Origin of the sequence: Cyanobium sp. Morenito 9A2, from assembly GCF_024345575.1 — a bacterium.
Taxonomy (GTDB): domain Bacteria; phylum Cyanobacteriota; class Cyanobacteriia; order PCC-6307; family Cyanobiaceae; genus ATX-6F1.
Genome location: NZ_JAGQBJ010000003.1, coordinates 29,616 through 45,861, shown reverse-complemented (window position 1 = coordinate 45,861; position 16,246 = coordinate 29,616). Strand labels below are relative to the sequence as shown.

Here is a 16,246-nt window from a genome sequence, read left to right as displayed (position 1 = left end):
GGCATAACGCAACTGGAATCTTTCCCATAATCGTTGTTTACGCCATCACCAAACCCAGGCGATGGCACACGTGAAGCCTTCATCGAGTCGAAGAAAAGAGCAAGTTTTAGACAATTAGATGACTGTCAGTGTAATCACTCCAACCAGGCTGCTGCCCGATCGGCTCAGCATGCTGGGGGAGTTGAATCAAAGCCTGAAAAACAACGATTGCGCCGTCGAGCATGTCATTGTTGTTGATGGAGCCCTACGCGTCGATCTCCCTGCCGGCCTGTGCGACGGCGCCACCATCATCGCCACGGAGCGACCGATCGGCCAGGCCTCAGCGCGCAATCTAGGCCTGGCCATGGCACGGGGACAATGGATCACCAGTGCCGATGACGACGACTGGCTCTATCCCCACTCCATTGATCAACGACTCGCTGCCCTCAAGGGTCAACAGGGTGCCCTCTGGTCGGCTGGATATTGCACAGATGACAGCAAGATTGATCCAGGCATCGTTCCCGCAGGTCCCAGTTCCCCTGGGGATGTGTGGCGCGCCTGGCCAACACCAAAGGCCAGCATTCCGCTGGGGCCCACCACTTTGCTTGTCGAAGCGAATCTCATGAAGAGGGCCGGTGGCTGGATGGGGCTCCCTCAAGGCGAAGACATTGGCATGATGATGGCCGTCACCTGCATGGCACCCGGAATCATCATTAATGCCTATGTTTATCACATTCGCTTGCATGGTGGGCAGATGACCAGAACCAAATGGTTTGACGACCTGGAGCTTCTCTCGCGAAGATGTGCCTGGGAACGTGGAGAACAGATTCTTTCCCAGGCTTACATTGATTCATCCCCGTGGAATGGTGTTGCCACGCAAGCCGTACGGCTTTCAGAAAAGGACCCCCAGGTCCTCAGGACTGGATTCGCTGCTGTCTGAATCGTTGCGGCTTCGTTGCCGAGCGGCCAGCCACAATCAGGAGCTGCTGGAGCGACGAATAGACAGATCCCATGGTAGCGATCCCCAAAGACCAACCACCTCAGCGCTCGGTGAGTTTCCGGCTGTGATCAACCTGCGGCGTCAGATCTTCGCAGGCCATGGGGTAAAGCGCGGTTCCTCATACTTCGCCATCGAAAGACACCATCCCTGAACCATGTGCTCCTGCAGGCCACTCAGCAGGTCCTCCGTGGGTCCACCATTGATCCAGGCCGCTTTGAGCGAGGGCAGTTCCGCACTCATCCACTCCAGCGGAAGTTCCAGCAGCAACAGGCTTTCCATCCCGCAGACCCGGGCGATCGCTCCCTGATCGGTACGCTGCCACAACCTGATCAGGAGTTCCAGGGCAAGGCCCTTGGCCAGGGCCCCCGGCGTGCCTGCCGTTGCGGTGGCCCCTGGCTGGGATTGACCGGCCAGAGGCAGAAGCCTCTTGCCAGCTTGCTCGGCGAGTGCAAGGCAAACGAGATAAGGCGCGTCCGCCATGGGGTTGCTTCGCTTGGAACTCCACCCTTGCACCATGGCCACCGCAACCACGGGCTGCTCAGGCGGAGGCCCCTGGTCCGCCGGCGCTCCGAGGGGATCCCCGAACCTTCCTGATCGGAGTTGGGATCTGAGCGGATTGGATGGGGCACCCCCACCAGCGCCGACTCGCACCAGCGCCCCGCCAGAGGTGCCCAGTCGCTGACACGCGCCAAAACTGGTGTCATCTGCTACAGACAGATCAAGGGCTAGTATTTTCGAAAGTGACCCACGCTTGATCAGCGGCTCCATCATCCGCGCTTCCGCCCACCCACCCATGGCCCAATCCACCTCCAGCCCCGCCCGCGACCAAGCTCTTAGGGACTCGCTGCTCGTCCGTTACGCCGCCGCCGCCGCCGCCGGCAACATCACCCTGAAACAGGCCCTCAGCCAGGAGGCCACCTACCTGGGGATTCATCTCAACCGCACCCCCAACCCGCTGGCTGGGCTTCACTGAAGCGCGAGCACGCTCAAGGGCTGGCTCGGCCGTTGTCGTAGCTCTCCAGCGCACAACGACGGGCGGCAGCGACATAGGCGGCCATGAATCGATCCCAGCGGAAGCTCCGGGGGTCGTAGCGGCTGCGGCTGCGGTCCACCGCCGCATGGGTGGTCAGGCGGCTGAGGGGAAGGCCGAACCGGGCCTGCCAGAGCAGCACCTGGGCAGCGGCAACGTTGTACTGGGCCGGTGTGTAACCGGAGTGGGCCGCGCCATCGCCAAGGCCATCGGCGGGTGACACCAGGCTGAGATGCAGCGCCACATTGTTGATCGACCCCAGCGAGGTGGGCTTGATCCGCACGCTGAAATCCCCGAACGCCGATCGACCGGCCCCGTAGGCCCGCTTGCCATCAGGCACGATCCTCAGGCGCCGCCCATCGCGCTCGATGACCAGGTGGTAGCTGGCCTGGTCGGCGTCGTTGGGGTGGGGCGTCTGGAAGAAGGCCACCGTGCGCGGCCCGTCGAACACAGTTTCGTGCAGCACAATCAGCTGCGGCTGGTGCGGAACCGCACGCGCGAACCCATCGGCCGCCTGGCGATCTCCGAAGTTGGTGGGGTGGGCCAGGGCAGCCCGTTCGGGCTTGAGTCCAAGCCGAGTGGCGCAGCGCTGCAGCACGGGTTCCGGTTGGCGGGCCAGCCCAGTGGGCAGCAGCGTCTGCACCGACCAGTCCGGTTTGGGAGCACCGGACACTCCGGGCCAGGGCAGCCGGAGACCCGCACAGCCGCCGATGGCCGTCAACCCCAGCAGGGCCAGGACCAGGTGAATCGAGCGCCAAGGCCAGACAGGGGTCATGGGCCTAGGCCACGAAGCGGCCGAAGGACCAGTGCAGGACGGTGCCGGTCAACGGCCCTGGCCTGAAGGCGGAGCGACCAACCCCTGCCCCAGCGCTGGATCGCACATTCCCGTCACCGCAGCGCCACGATTCCTCGGCAATGCGGCCCCCTGGGGACGCCGCTGGGAAGGCTGGCCCGATGGTGGCAGCGTCAGTCATGGCGCGGGAGGCTGGGGAGTGAGCAGGGGGGTCGTCGACACCGGAGCGCATCGGCGCACCGATCGGGGGGGCCCGGCAGCGGTCAGCCGGTGGGGACGCAGAGCCCGCCGAGTCGATCTGGCGGCAGCGCTCACGGAACACAGCCCCACCCCGACCCACTGGCGGAGGCTAGGCCCTTCGCCCACACCGATGCTCTGGGCCGGTATGGGGCCTGCCGGCACCGTCACATCCCAGTCCTGACATCCGGTCTTACCCCCGCTCCCTCGCCCCTGGGTGGCAGCACTCCGGCCGGACGGTTGGGGGGAACGGCTACGAGCACTGAACCGCTCTGGGGGTAGCCGTTAGCGCTCCTTTGTCTCCAGATACGCGAGGTTGTGCGTCCTCTGGAGTGAATCCGACGTCGTTCCCTCAATGGCAACCGCAGCTGCGTGCCGGGGCCCCGGAGCACCGGATTCAGCACCCGCCAGGGCCCGCCACGCTGCGCAGACCAGGGGGAGGGAGCGCCCCCGATGGCCCAGCGTTCAACAGGTGCTGAAGGATGGAGAGGGCCTGGCTGAACCGGGCCATCCGAGTGCACCCCGGGGATGGGGAAAGGGAGCCCGCCAGCCGGCCCGAAGAGCGAACCGTGGGCGCACTCCCCGTGGTCAGTCCGGACAGCACTGAAGGCCGAGCCGTGGATGGGCAGCGGCGAGGAGCGGGCTCACTCCCGAAGCCACCGGGGCCTCAAATCTCCCCAGCAGTGCTCGATTCAGCCGGGCGCCCCAGCCAGCCCTTGAGCTCCACATAGAACACCGGCACCACGAACAGTTACAGAACGGTGGCCACGGCGAGACCACCGAACACCACCGTGCCCAGGGAAATCTGGCTGCGGGCACCCGCTCCGGTGGAGAACACCAGGGGCAGGAATCCCAGCAGCGACGCGATCGCGGTCATCAGGATCGGACGCAGCCTGGAGCGTGCCGACTCCCGCGCCGACTCCAGGACAGCCAGCCCCCCCGCCAGGCGCTGATTGGCCAAATCCACGATTAGAATTCCATTCTTGGCCGCGAGGCCGATCGGCATCACCAGACCCACCTGGGCATAGACGTTCAGCACCTCACCGCGCAGGGTCAGGAACAGCAGGCCACCCAGCATCGCGGTGGGCACGGTCATCAGCACGATCAGCGGATCGCTGAGGCTCTCGTATTGGGCCGCCAGCACCAGGTACACCACCAGGATTCCCAGGGCGAAGATCGCCAGTGCCAGGGAGCCGGCCTTGAGCTCCTCACGGGAAATCCCCGTCCAGTCGTAACCAAGGCCGTTGATCCGCAGGCCACGGAACAGGGTCTGCATGCCCTTGATCGCCTCACCGGAACTGCGCCCAGACGCCGCCTTTCCTTCGACTTTGATCGAGCGGTAGAGGTTGAAGTTGGGGATGACGGCAGGGCCGGTGCTGGGCTCCACCCGGAAGACTTCCGAGAACACGATCGGCTTGCCGGCTCGGTTGTTGACGTAGAGCGAGGAAGGCCGTTCGGGGCTGGTGCGGAAGCCCAGGTCTGCCTGAACGTCGACACGACGCACCTTGCCTGACTGGATCGTGTCATTCACGTAGCTGCTGCCCATGGTCACGCTGAAGGCCTCCATGGCGTCGCCGAAATCCACACCCAGGGCCGCCAGGCGATCGCGATCCACCTGAACCCGGACCTTCGGGGAGGCCGCCGAAAACTGGGTGAAGGCCACGCCGAAAGCTTCATCGCCATTGGCCTTTCCGATCAGCTCGTCCGCGGCCCCTGTAAATCTGGCCAGGTCCAGGGTGCCGCCGCTCTGATCGAGCCACTGGAACTCAAACCCTCCCGAATATCCATAGCCGCGAATCGGTGGAGGCTCCACGACGATCATGCGGGCATCCTCGATAACCGCCAGCGTTCCATTGAGGCGGTCCACGCTCGCCGCGGCACTCTGATCGGCTCTGCGGCGCTCCTCCCATGGCTTCAGTCCAAAGAAGAAGAAGCCTCGGTTGGGGGTGTTGCCCTCGAAGCCAGCCCCACTGAAAATCGCCGCCGTGGCGATCTCCGGCTCACTGCGCCGGATCTCGGCCACCCGTTGGTTGATCCGCTCGGTGGTCTCAAGCGACCCGCCTTCGGGAGGCTGAAGGATGCCAAGGGCATAGCCCTGGTCCTCCACCGGCACGAAGCCCGTGGGAATGGCCGTGAAGGCTACCCCGGTGAGAACAACTCCCCTCAGCAACAGGGCCATCACCCGGCGCCGGTGGCTGAGCACCCAGTCCAGACCGCTGTGGTACTGACGCTCCATCGCGGCATAGATCAGGTTGAAGCGGTTGAAGATCTCTGGCGTGAACCAGCTCACCAGCAGTCCCAGGGCGGTGCAGAGCCCGACCGTGAGCGGATGGTCCACCCCGCCGATCAGCATACCGATCACGCCACCGGCCGTGGCCAGCGGCACCAGCAATGGCCTGCCGGTGACCTTGCCCAGGCCGTAGCCCAGCAGGGTTCCGAGCACAAGGGCAACCAGGGTCACGACCACGCCGCCGCCGCTGAGCAGCACCGCGAAGATGAAGGCCAAGGTGGTGCCACCGATGGCGTAGTCGGTGCGGTCGGGTGCGGTGTCCTCGCGGTCCAGGAGAAGGGCTGCGAGCATCGGCGAAAAGGTCAGGGCGTTGAAGGTGGAGATGGCGATCGCCACCATGATCGTGACGCCGAACTGCTTGTAGATCGTTCCGGTGGCCCCGGGGAAAAACAGCACGGGCACGAACACCGCGATCAGCACCAGCGAGGTGGCGAGGATCGCGCCGAACAGCTCGTCCATGGTCGCCCGCGCCGCGTCCTGGGCGCTGAGGCCCTCGCACTTCTTGCTCACGGTGTCCTCGATCACGACGATGGCGTCATCCACCACCAGGCCGGTCGCCAGCACAAGGCCGAACAGGGTGAGCTGGTTGAGCGACACGCCGACGAGCTTGGCCACGGCGAAGGTGCCGATCACGTGACAGGAATCGCGATCATGGGCACCAACGTCGCTTTCCAGTCCTGGAGGAACAGGAACAGAATCAGCACCACGAGCACGATCGCTTCCCGCAGCGCCGCAACCACACCGTCGATCGACGCGTCGATGAAATCGCTGTTGTCGTAGACCTTCTCCATCTTCACTCCCACCGGCAGGCCACGGGCGAAGCTCTCCAGAACGTTCTTGACGCCGGTGGAGTCCTCGAGGGCATTGCTGCCGCTGAGCTGATACACGGCCATGCCCACCGATGGAACGCCGTTGATGTCGGTGCTGCTGACGGCATAGCTCTCGCCGCCCAGCGCGACCCGGCCCACATCCTTGAGGCGCACCAGCGCTCCACTGGGGGTCCTGCGCACGATCAGGTTCTCAAAGTCCGAGACCGACGTGAGCCGGCCCTGCAGTTCGACGCTGAAGGTGAATTCCTGCTGGGCTGCAGCCGGCGAGCCGCCCATCTGGCCCGCCGGCACCAGCCTGTTCTGGCTGGTCAGCGCGTCGACCACATCGGAAGCGGTGAGGCCATTGACGGTGAGACTGCTGGGGTTGAGCCAGAGGCGGACGGCCAGCTGGCGGTTTCCGAAGTAGGTCACATCCCCCACCCCGCTCACCCGTTTGATTTCGTCGGTGAGGCCCTGGTCCAGCAGGCCGCTGATCGTCTCGACGCTGTAGGGCTTTCCGGCATCGGTGCTGCCGAAGATGTAGACGAGCAGGATCGAGGTGGAGGCCTTGTTCACCGAGACCCCCGACTGGCGCACAGCTTCCGGCAGCTGGGGTTCCACCAGGCCCACCCGGTTCTGCACGTTCACCTGGTTACTGTTCCTGTCGGTGCCGTTGGCGAAAGCCACGGTGATAGCGCCGCTGCCATCCGATGCGCTGCTGGAGGTGATGTACTCCATCCCCTCGACACCATTGATCTGCTGCTCCAGCACCGAGGTGACGCCCTGCTCAACGCTGAGCGCATTGGCACCGGTGTAGTTGGCCGAGACAAGCACGGTGGGGGGGGGGCGATGTCCGGCAGGTTCTCCACCGGCAGCTGGGGGATCGAGAGCAAGCCGGCGATCACGATCAGCAGACTGCACACCGCCGTGAGCACGGGCCGACGGATGAATTGGTTCGAGAGCGCCATGGGGCAGGCGGCGGTCTAGGACCTGGGCTTGATCGGCAGACCGTGGCGGAGGTTGATCAGGTTCGAGGTGATCACGCTCACTCCGTCTCTGAGGCCGCTCAGCACCGGATAGCGGTTGTTCTGCAGCGGACCCAAGAACACAGGACGCTGCAGGGCCACCTGGGTGGAGGGCGGCCGCCTGGCCAGGGAGGCCAGGTCGGCCCTGTCGGGGTTGGCGCGCAGCTCGGTGAGGCTTCCTGGGATGGACACGAAACTCTGGCCGGCGAGTTGCAGCAAGGCCTTGAAGGGCACCGACAGCGGCTGGCTCCGCTCCAACACCAGCTGGGTGCGCACCTTGACGCCACTGGGCAACCGTCCGCCTTGGTTGTCGAATTCAGCCTTGGCCAGAAGCGATTGACTCCCCTCGCTCACGATCGGATCGAGCGACCGCCCCCTGGCCTCGGGCCAGGGGGCGGTCGGTTGCGGGATCGCTGATCAGCACGGTCTGGCCTGGCCGCACCCGCTCGGCGTAGACCGTGGGCACCTCCACCCTGACCATCAGCCGGTCGTTGCGGACCAACTTGGTGAAGGGGTCACCGCTCGCGATCACATCACCCTGCTTCACCCGCAGATCAGCGATGGTGCCGCTGATCGGGGCACACAGGTTGCGGAAGCGGCGGTCGGCCTCCCTGGCGATCAGGGCCTCCCTGGAGGCGTTCGACTCCTGGCGAAACTGGTCGCGTTGGATGGGGCTGACGGCCCCTTGGCGCGCCAGTGACTCGTAGCGCTGGTAGTTGAGCTGGTCACTGGCGGCCTTGGCCCGCAGACTGATCGCATCGGCCCTCTGTTGCTCCTGATCCAGCACCAGCAGCAGGTCACCCTGGCGGACCTGGCTGCCTTGGCCCACCAGAACCCGCTCGATCCTGCCGCTCGCCTGGGCGGAGAGCTGGACCAGATCGAGGGCCTCGAGGCTGCTGACCGTGTCGATGCTGGTTGTTGAAGTCCCCCAGGCTGACGGGCTCTGTCCGCACCGGCAGCAGACCGCCCGGTGGCGGTCCCGGTGGGGCGGAACAGCCGGGGGCCATGAGCAGCAGCCCTGCAGCCAGGGGAAGCCCCAACCTGCGGGGTGCCGACACGCGCAGGGGTTTGGCACGTATCGGCATCCAACGACAAGCCTCAACGTTTCACCATCCTGTCCCCATCCGCTGAGAATCCGGGGTGGGCTGCCTTTGAGGCCCCCGTTCCGTTTCGGCTCTCGGCTCTGCCTGATCGGCCCTTGCATCCTCCGCCAGCCCAGCGTGCTGAGCAAACGGGAGAATGCCGTCCGGCAGCTGGACGGGGAAGGTTCGAGCGATCAGCGGCTGGCAGGACGAACAAACGGTCGCCGTTTCTTAGCTGCGGCAGCGCATCCAGGAACCCAGAGCCACGTCCTGGGGGTCGGCCCCGGCTGGGTTGGGTCCCCTGGCGTCAGCGCGAACGGGGCACCCAGGCCTTCGGGCACAGCGGCCTCAATGGGCGGGTCGGTGATCAGCCCTTCACCCTGCTCGATCAGCGCGGCACCAGGCACAGAGCTGGTTGGTGCCGCCTTGGCCGTGTCGTTGGGGACCCCAATCAATCAACGGCCCGCCGGCCAGGCCCCTGGCTGCGGACCAGCAGGTGGGAAGGCCTCTCCCTGCCGCAGGCAACAGCCCGACGGGGCCTGGGCCCATGAGCTTTTGCCAGGCAGGCAAGAAAGCCCTGGTCAACCCATGGGGAGCACGTCACGGCCTGGGGGCCTCGGGCCCGCCTGGCCAGCGGGCCCCCTCCGCAGCGGTGGCCGGTCGGTGGGCGCCAGATCCGTAGCCGCCTGATCCATGGGCGCAGATGCCCGGATCCGCAGGGCTGATGCACGGACCTGAAAGGGATTCAAGACCAGTTGCGTCCGACGCGGGGGCCCAACCAGGCCAGCGCTGACCACCCTTCACCCGATTGGAAGGGTGTTGGGAAGACGCAACCGCCTGGCCGTTCCTGCTGGGGTTGTCCTTCCCGGCCGCCTGCGCAGGCGAGCGGCCCAACCGGATCGCTTCCAGGAGCTCGAAGGCCGCGAAGGCCCTGTCGACTTACACCCACGGGAGAATGGCCATTCCCGAGAGACACCATGGCTGCTGCCCAGGAGCCTTCGCCCGCTGACGCTGTGTTGATCCGCCACGGTGAAACCGCCTGGAGTCGTTCGGGCCGGCACACGAGCACCACGGACCTCCCCCTGACCGCCCACGGCGAAGAGGCCGCCCGGCGCCTGGTCCCGGTGCTGGCTGGGATGGAGCTGGCCATGGTGCTCTCCAGCCCCCGTCAGCGGGCGCTGCAGACCTGTCGGCTGGCTGGCTTGGGCGCGCGGGTTCAGGTCGACGACGATCTGGCCGAATGGAGTTACGGCGATTACGAAGGCCTCACGGCCGCGGAGATCGAGCTCCAGCAGCCCGGCTGGTTGCTGTTCCGTGACGGCGCTGCCGGCGGTGAAAGCCCCGCCCAGGTCGCTGCACGCGTGGATCGGGTGATCGCCAGGGTGCGGGCCGCCCGCGGGCCCGTGGCGCTGTTCGCCCATGGACATGTCCTGCGGGTGTTCGTTGCCCGCTGGATCGGCCTCTCTGCCGGCCAGGGCCAGCATTTCCTGCTCGATACCTCCACGCTCTCTGTGCTGTCGCACTACCGGGGCCTCCCGGCGGTGAAGAGCTGGAATGCACCACAGGGCGCTTGAGGCTCCGCGGGGGTGGGACTCCTGCCAGGGTGCCTGGGGCCGCCCCACAGGCCTGTTGGCCTTGAATGACGACCAGCGGCAGGCTGAGCTGTTCGAGCTGGAGCGACCTGGCGCGGGGGGGCCGGCGTGCAGAACACCAGGAAAGCGCAGACGTGGTCAGGCCAGCGGGCCAGCGCCGCCCGTTCCTGGGTTGGCGGGCGGGCCCTTTGTGCGAGCAGGCGGTGAACCCAGCCGATGCCCCTCCCAGAAGCCGAAATGGATCTCCTTTGGGAGGCCGATCAGGTTCGCGACGCGCAAGGCGGAGGCCAAAGCCAAACCATGACTCGCCGCAGATGATGAAGACGATGAAGACCCAATCCCCCACGCTCAGCGAGCGCCATCACGGGGCTCTGCACAGGACTGCCCAGCTGCTCCGCCGTCAGGCCCGCAAGGGCAAGCCGTTGGCCTGCCTCGCCCCGCTGATCGCCGAGCGCTTCGGGCCAGAGGCGGCCGCCGTCGTGCGCGGCAGTGTAGACACCATCGAGGGCCTCTCCGGCGCCGGCGAAGCACCCCGGCGGTGGCCCAAGACCCGCTCCTTGGCCTCTGTGGGGCACAAGCGTGAGGGTTCCCTGCGGGTCACGGCGGTCGACAAGGCGCACAACGGCCGCGACCGGAGGCTCGACGCCCGACGTCTGGCGCCCGTAGGCCTGGCCCCGGCGGTTTAGGCGGGGGCAAGCAGCCTCTGGCCATGACGGGTGTCGTCCCAACCTCCGCGCCCCGCCTGATCAACGGTCCCGCCGCTGCGCCGGCCACCGTGCTGCTGGCCCATGGGGACGGCGCGCCGATGGACAGTCCGTACATTCATGGCCGCCATCCCCGACGGCCTGGCTTCACAGGGCTGGCGGGTGGTGCGCTTCGAGTTTCCGTCCATGGCCCGGCAGCGGATCCTGAACCCACGGCAGGGTCCCGACCGGATGCCAGTGCTGCAGGAGTCCTTCCGCCAGCAGGTGCAGCTGGAGAAGGCGGAGGGGCCTGAGCGGCCGCTGTTCATCGGTGGCAAGTCGATGGGTGGGCGGGTGGCCTGCCTGCTGACCGATGAACTGGCCACCAGCGCCGCAGTGCGCGGCTGCCTCTGCCTGGGCTACCCCTTCCACCCGCCCGGCCGACCACTCTGGCTGCGCTGAATTCCCAGCGGTGACGACAGCTTCAAGCCCACCCTCAGCTCCGGCCGCAGCGAGGCGGAGAACTGGGCCACGGCAGCGGCGTGGAGCGATACCTTCCTGCGCCAGTGGCTCAGCGGCTGAGGCCTGGCTTGCAGGAAGAGGCTCTTGCCAGTGAGCCTTCGAAACGTTCCATGCTGGACAGGCGCTGAAGGGTTTCCTCCATGGCTCGCCGTCGGCAGCGCCAGGATCCGCTGCGTCTCGGTGCGGAGGCCCGCGCCGCGCAACGGTTCGAACCGGAGCAAGCCAACCCGTTGGACGGCAGCTGGCGGAACAGGGCCAGACGGCGGTGGTGCACCAGTTCGATGCCCAGGGCGGGAAGGGGCCGGCAATGGGGCCTGAGCCACACCTGAGCCCAACCGTTGCTGGGGTTCTCCGAGCCTGGGGCGTCGGCTGCAGCCTGGGGAGCGGCGCCAGAGATCTGTCTGGGCCGGTCATGGGGGCTCTGACCCACCCGCCAGCGCTGACAAACCCGAGCGCCACGGATGCGAGGACGGTGCTCCCCAACCCAAGGTCCGCCCTCGCGCTGGGGGAAGAGGAACTGGACCTGGGCCCGGATCGTCACGTCGCCGTCGTTGGTGGGCTTGAGCACATTGGCGTAGGCCTGCAGGGAGGCATTGATCGGCCGGCCACCCACGCGGAACAACCGCTCCACACCGCCCCCCACCGGCACGATCCACTGCTGACCAGCGGCGGCCTGCCAGTTGGCGGTGATGATCGGCGAGGTCACCAGATACCAGCCGTTGGGCCGGTTGTAGTTGATGAACGGCTGCAGCAGAAAGGCACTCACCGGGCCCCGGTCGCTGGCACCCGCAAACGACCACACGTTGTTCAGCAGCGCTCCCGCCACCCAGGGGCCCTGGCTGTAGACCGCCAGCGCCGCCGGCCCCGCCGACCACTTGCCGCTGCCCAGGCTGCTGTCGCTGGCCGTGGGCAACACCAGCGTGGGGCCGAAGCCGAGGGTTCAGGGGCCCTTGCCCTTGGGCACGAAGAAGAAGCTGGGATTGAGATCGCCGATGCCGCTCCGGGTGCCCGCTGCGGTGGGCTGGCTCAGCACCGGCAGGATCGAGCGGGTCACCAGGGTGAGGTCCTTGCTGAGCGCAAAGGGCACCACTGGCTGGATGTTGAGCACATTGAGGCTTTGCTCGCCGTTGGGCCCAATCCCAGGTGTGTAGTTGTACAGAAAGGGAACGCTGACCAGGTTGGCGATCGGATTCTGGGCCTCAGCCGCCAGGCCCTCGGTTTGCGCCGCGCTCTCGGCTGGGCTGGGCGCTGCTGCCGGCACCTGGGAGGGCGAGTCAGCCTGGGGAGGTTCTGCCGCGGCCGAGGGCATCGGGGCTGGCACCAGCGCTGCGATGGCCAGGGCAAGCAGACGTCGGGCCATACAACTGTGCTGGCAGCGGCGGAGGACGGATCCTAAGGATCTCCTCGGGGGGCACGGGCGGAGAAGTGATGGCATCGGGGCTCCCAAAGGGCCCTGGGTTTCCATGCTGATGACAGGGAAGACCGGTTCGAGGCCGTCCTGGTGCAGCGGCGGGTCGTTGTTTCTACGTTGGCGTCGGTTCCGCATCGCTGGCCATGATCAGGGGGATGACTGTTGGTGCTTTCACCGTTGTGGCGCTGCTGACCGGGTGTGGCCGTCCCGATACCCAGGCCCTGCAGAAGCTGGCCTGCAAGCAGGTCGCCAGCTCGATCGATCTGCAGTCGGTGGGGCAGCTTGATGCGCTGCGCAAGGCATTGGGCCTGGCCCCTGGCGTGGATCCTCTCCAGACCTGCCGTGACCTGGGCATCACCATGGAGCCCACGGCACAGCCAGGAGAGCCCGAGAACTGATCGTCGCCCGATTCCCCCTGCCGAGGTGGCACCGCGCGGGGGTGCAACGACCACACCGATCAAGCCGACCAGGTTCTGACTGGGTGATCCTCAGGTGTTTGCAGGAACGGATCGTCAGCGCGCCCCTGGCTGCAGCTCAGGTGGAGGTCATCCACGCTCTGGAGCCTCCCGGTTGTCGATGCACTCACCAGCGGCCGACCAACCATCGATGGCAAAGGCTCCGGCGGGTCGACAACGGTCTTCGTCGGGGGCAACGGGGCTTCATGAAGAGGGCTTCATGGCTCCGGAACTTGGCCCCCTCGGCGGGCCTGGCAACACTCCCAGGGCCTGCAGACTGGCGCGGCCCAGTCGCTCCCGCCTGGGACCATCGGCTGCTCCGATCATGGCGATGTTGAGGGCAAAGGGCGTGATCTGATCGCCCCGTTGCACCCAGCCCACCCACCAGCCCAAACCGGCACCAGGGTCGTTCTGCCAACCGGTTTTGGCGTGAAGGCTCCAGCCCGGGCCGGGTCGACCCGGGTGATTTCGGTGACCTGTTGTTGGGCACCCCTGGGGAAGGGAAGCTTCTGGTGGGCCAGCCTGGAGAGGAAAAGGGTCTGCTCCACCGCACTGATCGCCAGGGGAAGCCGCAGCCAGAAGCTGGTGACGTCACCTCCGATCTGCCGGTTGCCGTAGCCAAGCCACTGGATCGCAGCGTGCATGCGCGACAGGCCAATGAGGCGGGCAGCTCCTGATCGATCGGCACGTTGGACACTTTGATCGCCCCGCGCAGCCCCATCGGCTCCAGCCACTCGCCCAGGAACGGGTTGGCGTCGCCGGTGGAGGGGATCAGTTCGTCGACGTTCCTCACGGCCCCAGCGACAGGCCGATCAAGGAGTTGGGGATCTTGAACGTGGAGGCCGGCGAAAAGCGCTGCTCAGCGCGGAGCTGGTTGTGCCCACGCTGCTGACCGGTGCGCTCATCAAGCCGTACGAACGTGCCGTTCGCTTTCGCCTGCTGGAACAGAGCCGCCACGCTCGGCTCCTCCCGCCAGGGAGCGCAGTTGCCAGCCGTTGGCCACTTCAGGGCGAGCGCAGCCGCCACAGACAGGCTTGCTGGGGCGGAGCGCACGGGCCTTCGCGGTGAATTCAGCCATCCTGCCAACCCAAGTCGATCCGCTGACTGCCGGCGACAGCCTGGGGCCGGTGACCCCGGCACCTGAAGAGCTCGACCCGGTGGTGGAACGTGGGGTGGCACGTGCTCGATCAGCTGAGTAAGTGCCTCGACAACAGTTGAACAGGAACGATCGGGAGGCCGCTCAGGTGCAGGGCCCCGTCAGGCTGATTCCATCAACGGGCCACTCCCCTGGCTCAGCCGACCGTGGAGCCCCCGATGCAGGCCACCCGCGAGCCAGCGGAGCGGAGCTGGCGCGAAGGAGGACCGGGGGCACCACCAAGACCTCCAGGGCGGTGATCCCACCAGCTCCACTGATCCCCATGCCTTCATCCTGTCGGCCGAAGCCACCAAGGGCAGTAGCTGGCGCTGGGGACCAAGTTCGCTCCATATCCGATGGGCGCCGGCATGGCGGTTCGCTGGGTTTCAGCAGGGCGCTGTTCAACGGGCAGCGCAGCTCCAGGGGAGCCGAGGAGTGGCTGCAGCGGGAGAAAACGGATCTCTGGCGGGAAGACAGCGGCCTGACACCGGCGACGGCTGGCGGCGAAGCGCTCAAGGCCGCTCTCAACGCTGGGTGTCCGTCGGTTCGGGCGACAGCCGGCGCTCCACCTGCAGAAACACCAGCCAGGCCACCCCAGCGCTGATGCCGCCGGTCCAGTCGCTGCGCAGCAGCTCCAGAATCGAAATCGTGCTGGCACCGATGCGGAGTCCACGTAACAGAACGCGGCCCAGCTGCTCGAGGTTGGGGGGCATGGTCAGGGCCTGCGTCTGTCACTTGAGGTTGGCGGGAGGGTAAATCCCGCCAACAGGCTCTGCGGCTGCTCAAGGGGGTGGATCAGCAGCGATTCCTGGCGGTGCTGGGGACCTGGCGACCGGAGGGCCAGCGGGCAGATGGAGCGACCTGGAGCTGATCAGCCTGATCCCTTGGGGCCAGTAGCTGCAGGCCCGCGAAGCGGTAACGGCTGATGCCAGCTGAGGACTCCAGGCTGGGGATCGAGACTGAGGACGATGGGGCTGTGCGGCTGCATGGGGCAGCGGGCCGACGCCCATGGGCCTCTGGTTGAGCTGCGCCTGGCACCCGTGACGGCATGGGAGTGGTCTCCTCCCGGCCACCGCTTCGTTGGGTGACGTCCAGGGGGGCTGTTACGTCTCGGCTGCCCTCAAGCCGCCTGAATCACGGGCAACGCCAGCTTCGGCCTGGAACCTTCCGGTGGCCTGTTGAGACAGACGTCTTCGGGTTGAGCGAGCAGGGGGGCTTCGGCTCCAGCAGCCTGGATGGAGCTGACGGGCGTTCCCGCGGCTCTCGGCTCGCTGCTGGCCGATCGCCATGGCAGCACCGCTCTGGCCCTAGGGGGGAGCGTCACGAACGTGATACCAACGGGGCGGTGTTGACACCAAGCCAGAACCGTGCCACCGACCCATCAGCCTCCTGTGTGCTGGCAATGGGCCGGCAGGAACAGACAGGTCGGCTCCTGAGCGTTCGGATCAGGGGCTCGAAGTGAGGTGGTCGTTCGATCCCCCCAGATCTGGTGAAGGATCTGAGCACCACCATCACCTCCAGCCGTGTTTCCAGGGTGGCCCCCCGCAGCACAGCGAAACGCGTGGGTCCAGGCCTTGCCAGGGGGGGGCGTGGAGGATCAGCGCTGGCTGTTCAGGCCAGTGTCAGCCCAGCCCCGACGCCGGGAGCGACCATGACGCTGTTTCAGCCACGGTGCCGCATCTGATCGATGGCGATGTCAACCAAGTCCCCCTCATCTTCCCCGGCCACCAAGTGCCCCCCCGCGCTTAGCCTATGGCTTCGTCAAGTGCTGCGAGACGTCGACCGCCAGGTAGGGATGCAGCCCCATAGTCCGCACCGTACCGGGGCATTGGAGGCTGCCCCACGACCACACCACAGGGAGGGTTTGGCCCTGGGGCGAAACGCCGATCGTGGCATCTTCGGTAGCCGCGCACACCCGCGGCAATGGCGCTGCCTTGCCAGGCGCAACAACCGCTGGGGGTTGCTCTCTGGGCCGTGGAAGCAGTCTTCTTCGATGGAGCAGACGTGGCCTGATCAGCCAGTACCGCCACGATCTGTTGCTGCTGCTGCAAGGCCTACGGCGGACGGGTGCGCAGCGACAGGCCCTGTTCGCCATAGGCGTTCAGCCGGCTGGCACCAGTGGGATTCGCTCCGCCGGTCAACTCGATCGCGCTCCACCGGCACGCAGCGCTGGTCAGCCATCCGCGTCCTCCGGACAGGTGCC

Annotated in this window: 15 protein-coding genes and 2 pseudogenes; 6 read left to right on the top strand and 11 right to left on the bottom strand. The window is 66.6% G+C overall.

What is annotated here, in order from left to right; all coding sequences use genetic code 11:
* Positions 1-118: 118 nt before the first annotated feature.
* Positions 119-919, top strand: a complete 801-nt coding sequence (locus tag KBY88_RS05370; protein ID WP_254938888.1) for a glycosyltransferase family 2 protein — start codon at positions 119-121, stop codon at positions 917-919.
* Positions 920-1,060: 141 nt separating this feature from the next.
* Here KBY88_RS05370 and KBY88_RS05365 read toward each other — a convergent pair whose 3' ends face one another.
* Complete coding sequence (locus tag KBY88_RS05365; RefSeq protein WP_254938887.1) at positions 1,061-1,459, bottom strand: DUF8680 family protein; 399 nt, start codon at positions 1,457-1,459, stop codon at positions 1,061-1,063.
* Between the two features lie 313 nt (positions 1,460-1,772).
* Here KBY88_RS05365 and KBY88_RS05360 point away from each other — a divergent pair, with 313 nt between their 5' ends.
* Positions 1,773-1,952 carry a hypothetical protein gene (locus KBY88_RS05360; protein WP_254938886.1) on the top strand — a complete coding sequence of 60 codons (180 nt, stop codon included), beginning with the start codon at positions 1,773-1,775 and terminating at the stop codon, positions 1,950-1,952.
* A gap of 13 nt (positions 1,953-1,965) precedes the next feature.
* On the opposite strand, the gene KBY88_RS05355 is transcribed toward KBY88_RS05360, so the two are convergent.
* From KBY88_RS05355 to KBY88_RS05335, 6 genes and pseudogenes are all read right to left on the bottom strand, one after another.
* The gene (locus KBY88_RS05355) at positions 1,966-2,784 is read right to left on the bottom strand and encodes an N-acetylmuramoyl-L-alanine amidase (RefSeq protein ID WP_254938885.1); all 819 of its coding nucleotides are present in this window, start codon (positions 2,782-2,784) and stop codon (positions 1,966-1,968) included.
* A 1,006-nt stretch (positions 2,785-3,790) separates the two neighbouring features.
* A complete protein-coding gene (locus KBY88_RS05350; RefSeq protein WP_514130636.1) occupies positions 3,791-5,962 on the bottom strand; it encodes an efflux RND transporter permease subunit in 2,172 nt (723 codons plus the stop codon).
* The gene (locus tag KBY88_RS16395; protein ID WP_514130635.1) at positions 5,959-6,972 is read right to left on the bottom strand and encodes an efflux RND transporter permease subunit; all 1,014 of its coding nucleotides are present in this window, start codon (positions 6,970-6,972) and stop codon (positions 5,959-5,961) included. The genes KBY88_RS05350 and KBY88_RS16395 overlap by 4 nt, the downstream gene beginning before the upstream one ends.
* A gap of 65 nt (positions 6,973-7,037) precedes the next feature.
* Positions 7,038-7,106, bottom strand: a pseudogene (locus tag KBY88_RS16390) (hypothetical protein); the annotation flags it as partial.
* Between the two features lie 15 nt (positions 7,107-7,121).
* Positions 7,122-7,457 (bottom strand): efflux RND transporter periplasmic adaptor subunit, encoded by a 336-nt coding sequence (locus KBY88_RS05340; RefSeq protein ID WP_254938884.1) that lies wholly within the window; start codon positions 7,455-7,457, stop codon positions 7,122-7,124.
* Between the two features lie 22 nt (positions 7,458-7,479).
* Positions 7,480-8,367 (bottom strand): efflux RND transporter periplasmic adaptor subunit, encoded by an 888-nt coding sequence (locus KBY88_RS05335; protein WP_254938883.1) that lies wholly within the window; start codon positions 8,365-8,367, stop codon positions 7,480-7,482.
* 855 nt (positions 8,368-9,222) lie between these two features.
* Here KBY88_RS05335 and KBY88_RS05330 point away from each other — a divergent pair.
* The 3 genes from KBY88_RS05330 (at position 9,223) to KBY88_RS16155 (ending at position 10,982) form a co-directional block, all read left to right on the top strand.
* Entirely contained in the window at positions 9,223-9,819 is a 597-nt protein-coding gene (locus tag KBY88_RS05330; protein ID WP_254938882.1) for a histidine phosphatase family protein, read from the top strand.
* 344 nt (positions 9,820-10,163) lie between these two features.
* Positions 10,164-10,523: a hypothetical protein gene (locus KBY88_RS05325; protein ID WP_254938881.1), complete on the top strand. Its 360-nt coding sequence runs from the start codon at positions 10,164-10,166 to the stop codon at positions 10,521-10,523.
* Between the two features lie 138 nt (positions 10,524-10,661).
* The gene (locus KBY88_RS16155) at positions 10,662-10,982 is read left to right on the top strand and encodes an alpha/beta family hydrolase (RefSeq protein ID WP_315858103.1); all 321 of its coding nucleotides are present in this window, start codon (positions 10,662-10,664) and stop codon (positions 10,980-10,982) included.
* A 109-nt stretch (positions 10,983-11,091) separates the two neighbouring features.
* On the opposite strand, the gene KBY88_RS05315 is transcribed toward KBY88_RS16155, so the two are convergent.
* The gene (locus KBY88_RS05315; protein ID WP_254938880.1) at positions 11,092-11,958 is read right to left on the bottom strand and encodes a hypothetical protein; all 867 of its coding nucleotides are present in this window, start codon (positions 11,956-11,958) and stop codon (positions 11,092-11,094) included.
* Between the two features lie 24 nt (positions 11,959-11,982).
* Positions 11,983-12,402, bottom strand: a complete 420-nt coding sequence (locus tag KBY88_RS05310) for a hypothetical protein (protein ID WP_254938879.1) — start codon at positions 12,400-12,402, stop codon at positions 11,983-11,985.
* 206 nt (positions 12,403-12,608) lie between these two features.
* Between KBY88_RS05310 and KBY88_RS05305 the strand changes: the two genes are divergently transcribed.
* Positions 12,609-12,851: a hypothetical protein gene (locus tag KBY88_RS05305; protein WP_254938878.1), complete on the top strand. Its 243-nt coding sequence runs from the start codon at positions 12,609-12,611 to the stop codon at positions 12,849-12,851.
* A 261-nt stretch (positions 12,852-13,112) separates the two neighbouring features.
* Here the strand turns inward: KBY88_RS05305 and KBY88_RS16255 are convergent.
* Positions 13,113-13,940: pseudogene (locus KBY88_RS16255) on the bottom strand (penicillin-binding transpeptidase domain-containing protein).
* Positions 13,941-14,567: 627 nt separating this feature from the next.
* Positions 14,568-14,756, bottom strand: coding sequence for a hypothetical protein (locus tag KBY88_RS05295; protein ID WP_254938877.1), 189 nt, complete (start codon positions 14,754-14,756; stop codon positions 14,568-14,570).
* Positions 14,757-16,246 lie beyond the last annotated feature (1,490 nt).

Coding starts and splice junctions, on each gene's coding strand:
- KBY88_RS05370 (WP_254938888.1), top strand. CDS start 119: ATGACTGTCAGTGTAATCACTCCAACCAGGCTGCTGCCCGATCGGCTC.
- KBY88_RS05365 (WP_254938887.1), bottom strand. CDS start 1,459: ATGGCGGACGCGCCTTATCTCGTTTGCCTTGCACTCGCCGAGCAAGCT.
- KBY88_RS05360 (WP_254938886.1), top strand. CDS start 1,773: ATGGCCCAATCCACCTCCAGCCCCGCCCGCGACCAAGCTCTTAGGGAC.
- KBY88_RS05355 (WP_254938885.1), bottom strand. CDS start 2,784: ATGACCCCTGTCTGGCCTTGGCGCTCGATTCACCTGGTCCTGGCCCTG.
- KBY88_RS05335 (WP_254938883.1), bottom strand. CDS start 8,367: ATGCAAGGGCCGATCAGGCAGAGCCGAGAGCCGAAACGGAACGGGGGC.
- KBY88_RS05330 (WP_254938882.1), top strand. CDS start 9,223: ATGGCTGCTGCCCAGGAGCCTTCGCCCGCTGACGCTGTGTTGATCCGC.
- KBY88_RS05325 (WP_254938881.1), top strand. CDS start 10,164: ATGAAGACCCAATCCCCCACGCTCAGCGAGCGCCATCACGGGGCTCTG.
- KBY88_RS16155 (WP_315858103.1), top strand. CDS start 10,662: ATGGCCGCCATCCCCGACGGCCTGGCTTCACAGGGCTGGCGGGTGGTG.
- KBY88_RS05310 (WP_254938879.1), bottom strand. CDS start 12,402: ATGGCCCGACGTCTGCTTGCCCTGGCCATCGCAGCGCTGGTGCCAGCC.
- KBY88_RS05305 (WP_254938878.1), top strand. CDS start 12,609: ATGACTGTTGGTGCTTTCACCGTTGTGGCGCTGCTGACCGGGTGTGGC.
- KBY88_RS05295 (WP_254938877.1), bottom strand. CDS start 14,756: ATGCCCCCCAACCTCGAGCAGCTGGGCCGCGTTCTGTTACGTGGACTC.